At 42.2% G+C, this 14054-nt stretch carries 10 protein-coding genes; 4 read left to right on the top strand and 6 right to left on the bottom strand.

Annotation, left to right across the window (positions count from 1 at the left end; all coding sequences use genetic code 11):
• Nucleotides 1-12 precede the first annotated feature (12 nt).
• The 3 genes from AC0L6H_RS09770 to pdsR form a co-directional block, all read right to left on the bottom strand.
• Nucleotides 13-1647: an FMN-binding glutamate synthase family protein gene (locus AC0L6H_RS09770; protein WP_473394064.1), complete on the bottom strand. Its 1635-nt coding sequence runs from the start codon at nt 1645-1647 to the stop codon at nt 13-15.
• Nucleotides 1648-1716: 69 nt separating this feature from the next.
• On the bottom strand, nt 1717-3873 hold the full coding sequence (pdsS, locus tag AC0L6H_RS09765; protein ID WP_473394062.1) for a proteobacterial dedicated sortase system histidine kinase: 2157 nt from the start codon (nt 3871-3873) through the stop codon (nt 1717-1719).
• 62 nt (nt 3874-3935) lie between these two features.
• A complete protein-coding gene (gene pdsR, locus AC0L6H_RS09760) occupies nt 3936-4631 on the bottom strand; it encodes a proteobacterial dedicated sortase system response regulator (protein ID WP_473394061.1) in 696 nt (231 codons plus the stop codon).
• 193 nt (nt 4632-4824) lie between these two features.
• On the opposite strand from pdsR, the gene pdsO reads away from it, so the two are divergent.
• The 3 genes from pdsO (at nt 4825) to AC0L6H_RS09745 (ending at nt 8580) form a co-directional block, all read left to right on the top strand.
• Nucleotides 4825-5604, top strand: a complete 780-nt coding sequence (pdsO, locus tag AC0L6H_RS09755; RefSeq protein ID WP_473394060.1) for a sortase-associated OmpA-like protein PdsO — start codon at nt 4825-4827, stop codon at nt 5602-5604.
• A gap of 265 nt (nt 5605-5869) precedes the next feature.
• Entirely contained in the window at nt 5870-7972 is a 2103-nt protein-coding gene (locus tag AC0L6H_RS09750) for a marine proteobacterial sortase target protein (protein WP_473394058.1), read from the top strand.
• Nucleotides 7969-8580, top strand: coding sequence for a class GN sortase (locus tag AC0L6H_RS09745; RefSeq protein WP_473394056.1), 612 nt, complete (start codon nt 7969-7971; stop codon nt 8578-8580). Before AC0L6H_RS09750 ends, AC0L6H_RS09745 begins: the two co-directional genes overlap by 4 nt.
• Here the strand turns inward: AC0L6H_RS09745 and dsbC are convergent.
• From dsbC to djlA, 3 genes are all read right to left on the bottom strand, one after another.
• Complete coding sequence (gene dsbC / locus AC0L6H_RS09740; RefSeq protein WP_473394054.1) at nt 8554-9333, bottom strand: bifunctional protein-disulfide isomerase/oxidoreductase DsbC; 780 nt, start codon at nt 9331-9333, stop codon at nt 8554-8556. The genes AC0L6H_RS09745 and dsbC overlap by 27 nt on opposite strands.
• Nucleotides 9334-9521: 188 nt before the next feature.
• Nucleotides 9522-10475 (bottom strand): site-specific tyrosine recombinase XerD, encoded by a 954-nt coding sequence (xerD, locus tag AC0L6H_RS09735; protein WP_473394053.1) that lies wholly within the window; start codon nt 10473-10475, stop codon nt 9522-9524.
• A 91-nt stretch (nt 10476-10566) separates the two neighbouring features.
• Nucleotides 10567-11412: a co-chaperone DjlA gene (djlA, locus tag AC0L6H_RS09730; RefSeq protein WP_473394052.1), complete on the bottom strand. Its 846-nt coding sequence runs from the start codon at nt 11410-11412 to the stop codon at nt 10567-10569.
• 399 nt (nt 11413-11811) lie between these two features.
• On the opposite strand from djlA, the gene AC0L6H_RS09725 reads away from it, so the two are divergent.
• Nucleotides 11812-14040: an LPS-assembly protein LptD gene (locus tag AC0L6H_RS09725; RefSeq protein ID WP_473394050.1), complete on the top strand. Its 2229-nt coding sequence runs from the start codon at nt 11812-11814 to the stop codon at nt 14038-14040.
• The last annotated feature ends 14 nt before the right edge of the window (nt 14041-14054 follow it).

Raw genomic sequence — 14054 nt, 5'->3', positions numbered from 1 at the left:
TCATTTAGCGGTTTATGATGCCAAGCAGGTCAACGTTTTGTCGATTTTAGAGAAAGTCGATACCGGTTTAAAGGTATCTATCGATGCTTCGGCATATTCTATTTCGTAACGTTTAGGGATATTTCCATTGACGAAACAATTAGGTTGTATTAACGGAAATATTTGATCATAGCGCTTCACGTCCTGCTGATTAACCCGCCTAAAAATATGCGTGCGATTAAGCTCAGTCGGATTACTAATGCCTGCCGAAGAGAGGATATCAACTGCTGCATGGACGGTTTTCTTTTGAAAGCTATAAACGCGTGTTGCTTTATCGCCCACCACTAAGCCTTCGTATAAGCGCGGATTTTGCGTCGCCACGCCGGTAGGACAATGATTAGTATTGCAGCTTAAGGACTGTACGCATCCTAAGGCCATCATCATACCGCGCGCACTATTGCAAATATCTGCTCCTAAGGCTAAGTTTTTGACTAAGTGAAAGCCTGAGATGATTTTGCCACTGGCAATTATTTTAATATCACTGCGCAAGCCAAAACCAATAAGGCAATCGTCAACAAAGGCAAGACCTTCTCTTAATGGCGAGCCGATTGAATTGGAATACTCAAGAGGCGCCGCACCAGTGCCGCCCTCGCCGCCATCAACGGTAATAAAATCAGGACGCACATCAAGCTCTACCATTGCTTTACAAATAGCGATAAATTCACTTTTTCGACCAATCGCTAATTTAAAGCCCACCGGCTTACCACCACTTAGTTCGCGTAACTTCGCCACAAATTTAATAAGTTCTAAGGGCGTTGAAAATGCCGTATGGTAGGGTGGAGAATCTACTTGAGTGCCTGCTTGAACGCCTCGTATTTCCGCAATTTCAGGCGTATTTTTTGAGGCTGGCAAAATACCACCATGGCCAGGTTTAGCACCTTGAGAGAGTTTTATTTCAATCATTTTAATGTGCTCGTGCTTTGCTTGCCTTGCAAACAAATCTGCACTAAAACTGCCATCTTTGTTGCGACAACCAAAATAGCCAGTGCCTACTTGCCAAACAAGATCGCCACCGTTTTCTAAATGATAAGGGCTAACACCACCCTCTCCGGTATTGTGATAAAACTTGCCTAAGCGCGCTCCTTTATTTAATGCCTGAAGCGCAGGTTTACTTAATGAGCCAAAACTCATTGCCGAGATATTTAATATGCTCGCGGTGTAAGGCTGTTTGCAATCTTTACCACCCACGCTTACGCGGGGGCTGCAGTCGACATCTTTGACATCAAGCGCCCCAATGCTATGACCAATCCATTCATATCCGGTTTGGTAAGTATCAACTTGTGTGCCGAAAGGGATGGTATCGCGACTATTTTTCGCACGTTGATAAACAATATTACGAAACATTCTGGGAATAGGCGCCCCACCGGTGTCTGATTCGAGTAGATATTGCTGAAAAAATGGTCGGACAAACTCCATTAGCCACCTAAAACGTCCAACAATGGGAAAATTGCGCATTAATGCATGTTTCTTTTGAAAAGAATCATAAATAGCTAATAGCAATAATGGGATTGAAATATAAAGAAGAATGGTCAAACGTGGATAGATGAGTATCAACGCAAACAAGGCAGCGTTAGTCACCAACAACGCTAAAATGGTTTTATAGGGCATAAGGCTTCCGTTTTCTTTTGTTTATTTTTATTGTCGAATTGTATAGTACATCACACTAAATCTTGTACGCTACATAAACTCGCACAATACAATAACACCACTATGGTCTGGTAGGTTACTAATACTCAATTTTCCGCCATGATATTGAGCAATAATATTAGCTACATACAAACCAAGCCCTAAATGAGATTGCTCGGCGGTCGTCGATTTACGTACTGATATCATCGAGTTAAGTAACTGGTTGTTCATGTTGTCTGGCAAAATAGGGCCGGTATTTGTCACACTCAGGGCGAGCTTGTCTTCTTTCTTAAACAGCCTCACATTGATGTCACTGCCCTTGCGCTTAAATTCCACAGCATTGGTAACGATTTTATCGAGCATTTGTGCAAACATCTCTGGGGAGCCTTTTAAAGGGGCTTTTTCAAGTTCAATATCTAAGTGTAAATCAGCCTCATCATAGGTCATCTGATACCCTTGAATACAGCCCCTTAGTACAGCTACCATATCAAACTCTTCCGCTTCACTATTGCTTATTGATTGCTCAAGTCGTGTGGCTTCACTCATGCTATTGAGGATTTTACTTAAGCGCTTAATGCCGGCTTTTGCGCGGCCAATATACTCTTGCCTATCTTCTTCATTTTGAGACATTTCCAAATTATCTAATGAAGAATTCACTACCGCCACCGGCGTTCTTAGTTCATGGGAAAGACGCGAGGCCATATGTTCTAGATATTGGTTATATTGCGAAAGTTTACTTAGCACCTGAGTAAATGAACGCGATAAGTCACCAATTTCATCGCCTGCACTATTGGGTTTTAACGTCCCTATTATTTTACCGTTGGCATCAATCGCTCCTTCGGTTTCATCACGCAGTTTACGTATGCGGTTAGAAATTCGAGAGGCAAATAAAAATAGGGAAAAAGTCGCAATTAAAATCACCGCAAGAATAAAGTGGAACTGCTTTTCTAAGGCCTGATTTCTGAGGCTTCTTATACCATGAGTGGTTTGCTCAACAACTACCGCGCCCATAACCTGCCCATCAATAAAAATCGGGTGCGCCGCTGACAAAATAACGGCCTTATTATCGGAGCTTAAACGCCACAAGGTGCTTGGCTTACCGCCTAAAGCATTGGCTATATCGCGTCCTTCCAGTGCAAATGCATCTGCCAAGTCATCAATAAAGTCGGCAGGAGGTTTGGTCAAAATCTTATAATAAAGAGGCAGCAAAATACGATTCTCTAAATAAGCCCATATCTGACCCTCTTGTTCGTTGGTGTCTTGTGTGCCTGCACCAATACCCTGAGATTGCTGTATGTTGCCTGATCGCGCCAATACCCTCATGTGCTTATCAAGCACCCATACTCGTGCACTTGAGTATTGTAGGCCTTTTATTATCCGTTCTATTTCTGGGGACGGCACCAAGACCGTACCCAATGATTCAGATTGTGCAGGGTTAGCCGTCCCCATCACATATTTTACTCGGCGCGTTTGGGTATCATCTACATCGCCAACAGCAAATGCTATTTTACTCGAGAGCATGGATAGCGGAAAACGCAACTCCAAAACATAGCCACGCGGCGTCATTTCCCACTGCCCTTGAATCCGTGTTTCAAGTTCTACGGGACTTATCGCGTTAGTGCTAATATCTAAGCGATAAGCATTTACCCAGCCTGCTTGGTAAGGCGCAATAATGTAGCGCTCAAAGGCTCCAGTTGCATTGATTAGTGCAATTTGCAGATAATCATTGCGGTCTACTCGCAATGAGTTATTGGGCCTAAAAATGACATTATCATCATTAACATCAAACATCGCATACAAGTATTTGTCATATTGCCCCACCATATGCGTAAACGACAAGCTACTTTCGCTGTACATCGCACTTTGTTCAACCAGATTAGTTGCCCCATAATTTAGCATTTTATCTTGGTAATCTTGCCAGTCGCTCAGCTTGCCATCGAGCTTTATAGGATACTGAATCTTGTGGGCATATAAATCTGTACCTGGCGTAATGTTAGGCAAAAATGCGGATTGATTGTCAAATAGAGCCGGGCGCTCGTGCAATGCGGTAGCTACCGCTCGGGCCGTGCCCACTAAGGTCTGCTCTTGACCAATACGTAAATAGGTTTCTAATTGCCAAACATATTGATAACTCATGTAAGGAATAACCAATAAGAAGGAAGAAAAAAACAAAAGCTTGGCACGTATGCCGATGGTAAATCGCTTCATAGGGTATGCACTATATTCTGGTTAACCGTATTTTGAATAAACATCATGTATTCGCCTTAACGCTAGTCAGCTTGTTTCCAGCGATACCCCATTCCATAAACTGTTTCTACGCTATCAAAGGAAGGGTCTAAAACCATAAACTTTTTACGAATACGCTTTATATGTGAGGTAATAGTAGTGTCATCAACAACCATTTTAGATTCATCCATTAATTGCTGACGGCTTTTTACATGTCCGGCGTATTTTACAATCGCATGTAACATCCAAAATTCGGTCACCGTCAAGTCCACAGGCTGCTCTTTATATTTAACTCGCATTCGGTTGGTGTCCATAACGAGCTCACCGCTTTTAACTAAGTCACTTTGTTGCTGTGGTTGCTGAAGAAGTTCTGTACGTCGAAATAAGGCCGATATCCTCGCAAGCAAATGTGGCAGGCTAATATCTTTAGTAAGATAGTCGTCTGCGCCCATGCGCAAGCCACAAATAGTGTCAAAATCATTATCGCGCGCGGTGAAGAAAATAATGGGTAAGGTGCCCGATTGCGCTCTGAGCATTTGACATAAAGTAAAGCCACCATCTATATCATCCCCCAAGCCAATATCAATAATCGCTAAATCTGGCAAAGCATGTTTAAACGCTGTCTCGGCAGAATGCCTGTCAGCATAGGCTTGCACTTTATAGCCTTGTCGCATTAAGGCATCTACATAGTTTTCTCTGAGCGCCTGCTCATCTTCTATTAGGGCGATATTCTTTTGCATGTGCGTTGGTCTACTTATTTGTGATGGCATAAGTATCTGTCAAATACCGGCATATAAAAAGCCTTGAGGGGCAATTTCCATTTTTTCGCCACAATTGATCGTCACATTGCCACATTTGCTCCCCTAAATTGCCCTTTTACTGTTGTGTAATACATCTCGACGAAACAACAAACTCAAATTTTTGGAGAATATTATGAAAAAACTATTAATTGCTAGCACTATCGCCCTTTGTCTTAACGCTGCATATACGCCAAGCGCGTCTGCAAACTCGTACAGCGCAGACCCCAAGCAAGAAACAAAGGAAAGAACCAATGAAGCGATTGGCTTTGGCTCCGGTGCGATAGCAGGTGCTGCGGTTGGTGGGCCCATTGGCGCAATCATTGGTGGCATGTTTGGCATTTTCATTGCTGATGACATAAACGGCGACGGCCAATTGTTAGATGCCAAAGAAACCCTAGCACATGCTGAACAACGCTTAGCAAAGCAACAAGAAAATATTGTTGCCCTACAAAGCAATATACAAAAAATGCAACAACAGCAAATGATTCAATTGGCATCCTACGACGAGGCTTCAAGTGCTACATGGTTGAACGAACTCGCCAACTTTGAAACCAACCTGCAGTTTAAAACGGCTTCATTTTTGGTAGAAGACGTTTATCAGAGTCAGTTGAATAGCTTAGCGTCCATATTATCTAGCTACCCTCAACTTAAAGTAAAAGTCACCGGTTATGCCGATAAACGCGGAGATTCAGTCTATAACAAAACATTGTCGGAGAAACGTGCACAAGCCGTAAAAGAGTATTTGCTTAACAATAATGTAAAGGCCTCACAAATAAGTGTCTCTGGGGAAGGTGAAACAAGCATTACAAGCACTAACACAAGTACCGAATTTGTAAGTGAAGACCTATTCTTTGCACGTAAAGTCAATGTGAGTTTAGTCAAGCCTAATCAACAAATGACAGCCGCAAACTAATGTAGACATATATGGTGTTGAGCCAGTGCATGCTGCTGGCTCACCCTTTCAATACTCCTTACTATGAGGTAAATCATATGACGACCCTACAGCGTGCCGTAATTATTTTAGCGGCTTTTTGCGTGATCAGCATTTTACTAGCGCAAGTAGACTCCCACTCTTCAAGTAGACTAAGCACTGCGCAACTTGTACCTAAAAAGAGAGTGCTGTTCAGGCACTACCGAGCGCCACTGTAAACATCAACAACGCTAACAATGACGAAAACTTGATTGAACGTTTGTTAAACATCAATAGTGCGCAAACAAGTGATGATCTCAAGCCGCTTGCCAATATTGTGACGAACATCTACCAAACCAGCAGCGGTAGTTTTTATTTTGAGCAACAACCATCAGTTGATAGCACAAATTTGCATCAACAAGAATCACAACTAAGCACCCAAGCCTTGCAATACCAAAGTGCAAATTTGCAAAGCACGCATGCTGATATCACCATCACCGGGCCGATTGCTAGGACTAAGTTGACCCAAGTATTTGCTAATACCAGCAATCATGTGCGCTCAGGAATATACGTTTTCCCGTTGCCTCAAGATGCTGCTGTAGATAGCTTAGTTATGCAAGTGGGTAAACGTAAAATTGAAGCGAAGATCATGCGCAAAGCGCTTGCCAAAGAGTTGTTTACAAAAGCCAAAGTTCAAGGCAAAAGTGCCTCTATGGTAGCGCAAATCCGCCCCAACATATTCACTAATAAAATAGCCAATATTCCCGCGAATAGCAGTATTTCTGTCACCATTGAGTACCAACAGTTTATTGTCCAAGATAAACACAATTACGGGCTACGACTACCCTTGAGTATTACGCCCCGTTACGTACCCAGTCATACTAACGATAAGCTAAGCACTGAAGCACAGCAACAACCCAATACCTTAGCCACAAACAATACAATTTTGCCTGCGAACACGAGCATAAGAGTACGTCTAAACACAGGCCTACCACTGAGCCAAATTTCTAGCGAGCATCACCCAATAAAAACCTTAAATCCTTATAGTACCTACTACGAAATTGAACTCGATACTCAAACACCTGCGAACAAAGATTTTGTACTAAACTGGCAACTACGCCCTGGCTATAATGTCCAAGCATCACATTTTCGTTATGCATCTGATGAATATGAATATGGACTCATCTCGCTCGTACCGCCTTCCAATGACCTTCTCAATGCGAGGCGCAATGTCACTTTTATTTTAGATGTTTCAGGTTCTATGGTTGGAGAAGCGCTGAGTCAAGCTAAGCAAGCCTTAGCGCTCGCAATTGAAGATTTAAATGATGAGGATTATTTTAATTTCATTGCCTTTAGTTCCGATGCAAAAAGATTATTTACAGAGCAGCAAGCAGCCACCGAAGGCGCAAAAGAAGATGCGCTCTCTTACCTTTACACCTTAGAGGCCAATGGCGGAACAGAAATAAAAAAAGCGCTTGATAGCGCCTTTGCCATGCCAACTAAAGGCGACAACAACCAAGCTTATCTTAATCAAATTATTTTTATCACCGACGGCAGCGTAAGCAATGAAAACGAGCTTATGCAAAGCATTTACGCGCAGCTAGGACAATACAGACTATTCACCGTCGGAATTGGCAGTGCACCCAACGCCTATTTCATGAAGCGTGCCGCTGAGGCAGGGAAAGGAACATTCACTTTTATTGGAGATGTAGACTTAGTAAAACCAAAGATGCACGCTTTGCTCGAAAAGCTAAAGCGTCCTGCACTTACAGACATTGTGCTGAATGTCGAAGACATCAAGCAAGCATTTAATATTGAAGTTTACCCCAGCATTATTCCAGACTTGTATGCTGATGAAACACTCACGATAAGCTATCGACGTGCGCTTTTATCAGCAGACAGCAAAACAGAGCTTCCGTTTACAATCAAAGGACAGTTTTTATCTCCTACCATGGATGGAAAATTCAAAAGCCGGCAATGGTCTAGCCAACTTCCCGGTGCAAATGCTGAGCAAAAACAAGGCCTACACAAACATTGGGCTCGTTTAAAAATTAAAGATTTGCAGCAACAAATAAATATGAAGGGACGCTATAACGACGACGATCACCGCATCGAAGAAAGTATCAAAGAAGCCATCACAAAACTTGGCCTTGAATATAGTTTAGTGAGCCCGTATACGAGCTTAATTGCGATTGATCATAGCGAATCACAATTTACCCTCAACGCTGCGCTTAAAGGTCAACAACAAAATCAATATGCACAAGCACAGTTGCCACAAACGGCAACGCCAAGTCTTTTGCTAGGGCTATTAGGAAGTGTATTAGTCGTTTTCAGCAGCCTACTGTATTTTTTCACTGGAGCGCGCTTATGAAAGCGGCCTTTCTTAGGCCTACACTAAGGTCTATTTCGTGTGCCAGTATCATGTTGATTGGTATTGGTTTGATACTTAACGCAAGCTACATACAACTAAAAGCACAGTTAGCACAAGTACTGTTAAGCTCAGCTTATGCAAAGCAAATACAACAAACTAAGCAAACGCCTATAAAGCCATGGCCGTGGGCCGATACACATGTTGTCGCGAAGTTAGAGATATTAGGACAAACAGATTACGTACTTGCAAATGCCAGTATGCGAAACCTAGCTTTTGGCCCAACTCATGTGGACCAAAGTGCAGCGCTTGGCAGCGATGGGAACAGTGTCATTATAGGTCACCGAGATACGCATTTTTCGCACTTACAAGATGTGAAAATAGGTACGACTATTATTCTTCACCACGGGGGCGAGCTAACACAGTACGCTGTTGTAGAAACCCTAGTTATTAGCGAAGAGCAAGTAGCTGCTCTTGTAAACATGCATACGTCAGCCTTGACCCTAATTACCTGCTATCCCTTCAATGATATAAGCCCTAATCCCACAAAAAGATTTGTAGTTAGGGCCATAAAAACTAAGGATTTACAAACTAGCTTCTTTAACGGCTAGCAATAAGTCTTGAGCCGGTTTATATCCCGGTACAATCGAACCGTCAGAAAGAATAATGTTTGGTGTACCGTTAACGCCAATTTGTTGGCCAAATTTATATTGCTCGGCTACTTTGTTTTGGCAGCTAGCAGGCACAACCGCTTCCCCAGCCTTAGCCTTGGTCAGCGCACTTTGAGGATCATCAGCACACCAAATCGATGCCATATCTTGATAAACCGGGCTATTGAGCCCTGCGCGAGGCCAAGCCAAATAACGAACCGTAATGCCTAAGTCATTTAATTGCTGCATTTCGTTATGCAATTTACGACAATACCCACAGGTGATATCAGTAAACACATCAACCACGTACTTTTCATCCTTCGCTTTAAACTCAATAGCTGAATCTTTAAATTGCTTAACCCCTTCAGCGCGAACGGCTTTTAACGCGTTTTCAGTTTCGTCTTCAACTGCACCTTTTATGTTGTAAACACGAGCCTGTAAAAAGAATTCGCCGTCGTCGCTGACATAAAACAAGCCATGATTAGTAAAAACTTGTCTTAAGCCTGGCACTGGCGAGTCAGCTATAGAAATAATATCTAGCTTAAGCTTGCTAGCGAAGGTTGACATAATGAGCTCATCAGATGCAGTGGTTCCTGTAGATGGAGCCGAAACCTTAGTTTCTAACACTTCTGCATTTTGCTCTTTAGTGTCAGGAGAACACCCCATCATCGCCAAAAAAGAAACCAAACCTATCAACACTGCGCTTATTTTCATTAAACTTTTTCCAAAATATATATGTAATTGTAGTAGACCCGACATTGTGCAAAGTTGTTTCATTTAATTTAGGTCATTTTCATTATTTTGCCATGCATTCGCGCTACAAGCCAAATACAAAACAATATGTATACGGTATATCGGCAGGAAAGTGTAAAAACATTGCTTTACTTACCTAGCTTCAACAATTATCCCCGTGGATGATGGTTTTTCACCAATGCTTGCAAACGTTGCGTGGCAACATGAGTATAAATTTGGGTGGTCGACAAATCAGAATGCCCAAGTAACATTTGAACAACACGCAAGTCAGCACCATGATTTAATAAATGCGTGGCAAACGCATGACGCAGTGTATGCGGAGACAGCTTTATGCTAATACCGGCGACCTTTGCGTAGTACTTTATGCGATGCCAGAAGGTTTGCCTTGTCATTGTTTGTCCTCTGTTGCTAGGAAAAACCGTACTTAATGGCTTTTTCAACAGTTCAGGACGAGCAAACTTCAAATAAGACTCAATACATTCTAAGGCTTCTTCTCCCATGGGTACGAGGCGCTCCTTACCTCCTTTACCCGTGACCCTGATTACGCCTTGTTGCAGACCTATTTCATGCATTTGCAGATTTACCAATTCACTGACTCTAATACCCGTAGCGTAGAGCAGCTCAAGCATCGCTTTATCTCGCATTTGAATCGGGTCTTGTGTATTGGGCGCATCCAACAGGCTTTCTACTTGTTTCTCTGACAAAGTATCAGGAAGATACTGAGGTAATTTGGGATTATTTATATTAGTAATAGGATTAGTTTGGCGCTTTTTATTCGCGACTAAGTCAACGTAAAAAGCCCTTGTTGAACTTAACAAGCGCGCAGTAGAGCGCTGACTAAAAGACTGCTCAACCCTAACCGCTAGATAGGCCTGAACATGGGATTCAGTGGCATCAAGCAAAGACATATCACCAAAATAGCGTTGTAAAAATAAAGCCCATTTAGTGAGGTCACTTTTGTACGCACTCACAGTATTATTGCTTAAGCCTTTCTCAACCCACAAAACATTGATGAAATCTTCAATCAGCTCCGCATTTTCGTTCGACAATACGGTTTTTGCTAATTTTTCGTTAAACGCTTTACCAACACTCGTTTCGGTCATTTTTTAGGTAATTGACTCAATTTTTTAAGGCCTCAATATACTACTTTTCTCTTGGTCACTTTAACAGCATTAATCACGATTAAACTTGAGCTTAAAATCCTCGGTGGTCTTTTATCAATTCGTAGGCAGCTTGGATATCTTGTGTTTTATTTTTTGCTAACTCTAGCGCTTGTGGCGGCAGTCCCTTTGCACTTAACTTATCGGGATGATGCAAAGACATCTGCTTTTTATACGCACGCTTTACCGCAGTATCATCAACGTTTTTCTCAACACCTAAAATACGGTAAGCGTCTTGTAAAGAATGACTAGAGGTATAACTATCATAATTCTGCTGCTTACCTGAATTGCCTTGTTGGCGCCACTTTTGACGAAAGCGCTGCTGAGCCTCGTAGGTGCTGATCAAAAAATGCAGGTCATTTCTAGAAAATTGTAAGCTATTGGCTACTTTTTCTAAAACCAATAATTCTGGCTCAGTAATACGACCATCAGCACAAGCTGCACTAATCAGGATTTCAAGAAACATTTGCAAAATATCTCTTCGGCCATGGGAATGTTTTTTGAAATCCTCAAGCATCTGACGCAGTGGAAAGTCTTTCGCTTTACCATCTCTAAACGCCTGTTGTGCTTCTTCGCGCGTTGCGCCCGATAGGTGCATATTATCCATGAGCGTCGATGCAATGGCGATTTCATCAGGTGTAACTTTCCCATCGGCTTTACAAATGTGCCCTAGCGCAGAAAAGAGTGCATGAAAAAACACAGCTTGACGCTGGATACTATCTTTAGATGAAAAAAATCGCGCAAAACCGCCTTGCTTAGAGAAATCTTTTGCATAGCCTATATCAAACATATGACCGACAAATAAACCGATAATTAAGCCCGGTAGCTTGAGAAAAGCCAGCCCTAGTAGTGCCCCTATTATTTTGCCGTAGAAATTCATAATGCCTCAATACTGTTAACGAGCGATGAGTGTAAAGCTCGCCGCCAATAATTTAAAGTGTTGACGTATAAAAAATAGGAGAAGTTCATTTCGTATTTGGTGGTGCTTACTAAAACAATTCTCAGTGTTATCCAATTTACTACTACGCTAGTCGCCACACATTTAAGACTTTTTACGCTTTTTCGTCCTTTTTAGTTGGTTATTCATCCCATAAGCAATACAATTACAAAGTTAAATCCCAAAACCGTGTTTGCACACAAGAAATAGCTATAGCAAAAGATGACTGTAGCGACGACGCAACTATCAATAAGCGACCTGTACTAATTAATGTCTATACTTTTTTGCCCTTTTAGTTCACACAAGTCTAAGTTCCATCTATCGCGTATAGGCACTATTTCTGTGGTCACTTATTTATCTTTAACACCTTGTGTCGCCAGCGCGCAAATTGAAGATGAGTCAGTACAAAGTGTCGCACCTGCACTACTTAAAACCTGTAAAGCCCCAACCTTTACATATCAAGCACCCAAAGATAACAGTGGCGACATTGTCGTAAAGTCAGAGTCGGCTTTGGTGGTAAAAGATGAACTTGCTGTTTTTGAAGGCGATGTGTCAATAGTGGGCCCCTCTTCAACCATCACCGCAGATAGTGCTAACATCCTTGATAGAGGTCGTGAAATAAAAGCCAGTGGCGATGTGCAGTACACCGATTCACTATTGCAAGTAAACAGTGAAGGCGTTGAGGTCAATAGCAATCTGAAACTCCTGCAGATGCAAGAAACCAATTATAAGATAGCAGGTATTAATGGCCGCGGCGGGGCTGACATACTATCGATATCTCAAGAACGCGGGGTTACCTTAGAGGACGTTTCATTTACCACCTGTCCTGAAGGCGGTGAGGACTGGAAGATTCAGGCCTCAAAAATATCTATCGAAAAAGACATGCCATTTGGTGAAGCTTACAACACCCGTTTTTATTTGGGTGGTGTGCCGGTTTTCTATTTACCTTACTTCGCATTCCCGATAACCACTGAACGCCAAACGGGCTTTCTTTTCCCGCAGTTTGGCAGTACGTCAAGCACAGGGCTTGAGTGGGAGCAGCCTTTTTATTGGAATATAGCGCCCAATATGGATGCGACGATTTCAACTCGCTTAATGACAAATCGTGGTCTACAATTAAAAACAGAATTTCGGTATTTGTTCAATAATCACGCAGGTGAATTACAACTTGAATACGTTCCTAACGACAGTAATCGACTTGCCGAAAAAGAACGCTATTTTTACCGCTATTTGCATCGTGGTAAGTTAAACGACAATTGGTCGATTAGTGCAGATATCAGCGATATCAGTGACAATAACTATATAATCGATCTCGGCTCAGATTATTACAATCAGGCTGATACGCATTTATATCGCCAAGCAGGCGTTAATTATCATTCTGACGCTTTAGACTTTTCAGTGTTTGTGCGCGATTTTACAACAATAGGTATAAGCACAAGCAATTACAGAGCGATGCCAGAAGCCAAGCTTAACTATACTAGTAAGTTAAACGATTACTTCAATGTTGGCGTGAAATCAGAACTCGCCTATTTTGAAAACGACGACCTGTCCTCGCCGGATGCACTGCGCTTTCATGTTGAACCTTCTTTGAGTCTACCTTACCAGCGAGCTTGGGGTGAGCTATTGGCCCAGGCCAGCATACTCCATACACACTATAAGCAAGATTTAAAAGATCAAGATTTAGCATTAGATGAAGACGTTAACCGAACATTAGGGCAGCTTCGTTTATATGGCTCTCTGATTTTCGAAAAGTCGCAAAATGTATTTGGCACACCTTATACGCTAACCGTAGAGCCAAAAGCGCAATATCTATTTACTAGCTTTGAAGACCAAAGCAGAATTGGTTTATACGATTCCACCCCATTGTTAACCAACTTCAACAATTTATTCCGTGGCCAAGAATTTACAGGCCTTGACCGGATAAATGATAATAATCAAGTGACCTTCGGTACAACCTCTCGTCTTATTGACGCAAGCAATAAAGAGGTTCTTGTTGCGAGCGTAGCACAGATACTTTATATACAAGAGTCGGAATTAATAGATGGACGGCGTGAAGGAAATCGATCAGCTATCGCCGCAGAATTAGATTGGCAAGTGAACCAAAATTGGTTTTTACACTCTGACATACAAGTTGGCAATCAGTCCAACCGTGTCGAACGCAGCAGTTTCTCTACCGAATACAGGCTTGGTGACGACAAGCTTATTCAAATAAACCATCGATATATCCGTGAATTATCAGACGAGCGTATTGATCAGGTAGGTGTTACCGCCAGTTGGCCGATTGCTGATAACTGGCATTGGGTAGGTCGCTATTATCGCGATTTAAAACGCTCACGAAGCATTGAGTCTTTTATGGGCATCGAATATGAGAGTTGTTGCTGGGCGCTACGCTTAACCTTAAGGCGTAACCTTGCTACACGATATAATAATGATGGCGTGCGCGACCTGAATGAGTTTGATTCAGGTATTGCGTTACAATTTATATTCAAAGGCATGGGGAATAGTAACAAGAAAGTTGATATGCTAAGCCAAGGTTTATTTGGCTACCGTCAGCCTTTTGTAATCAATTAATTTTCCTTAAATAG

Source organism: Glaciecola sp. G7-5 (assembly GCF_055808975.1).
Note: the sequence above shows the minus strand (reverse complement) of the source record. Positions and strands in the feature narration are given on the sequence as shown.

What these genes read in the sequence shown, in the direction of transcription:
- AC0L6H_RS09770 (WP_473394064.1), bottom strand. Translation starts at nt 1,647, where the DNA reads ATGCCCTATAAAACCATTTTAGCGTTGTTGGTGACTAACGCTGCCTTG.
- pdsS (WP_473394062.1), bottom strand. Translation starts at nt 3,873, where the DNA reads ATGAAGCGATTTACCATCGGCATACGTGCCAAGCTTTTGTTTTTTTCT.
- pdsR (WP_473394061.1), bottom strand. Translation starts at nt 4,631, where the DNA reads ATGCAAAAGAATATCGCCCTAATAGAAGATGAGCAGGCGCTCAGAGAA.
- pdsO (WP_473394060.1), top strand. Translation starts at nt 4,825, where the DNA reads ATGAAAAAACTATTAATTGCTAGCACTATCGCCCTTTGTCTTAACGCT.
- AC0L6H_RS09745 (WP_473394056.1), top strand. Translation starts at nt 7,969, where the DNA reads ATGAAAGCGGCCTTTCTTAGGCCTACACTAAGGTCTATTTCGTGTGCC.
- dsbC (WP_473394054.1), bottom strand. Translation starts at nt 9,333, where the DNA reads ATGAAAATAAGCGCAGTGTTGATAGGTTTGGTTTCTTTTTTGGCGATG.
- xerD (WP_473394053.1), bottom strand. Translation starts at nt 10,475, where the DNA reads ATGACCGAAACGAGTGTTGGTAAAGCGTTTAACGAAAAATTAGCAAAA.
- djlA (WP_473394052.1), bottom strand. Translation starts at nt 11,412, where the DNA reads ATGAATTTCTACGGCAAAATAATAGGGGCACTACTAGGGCTGGCTTTT.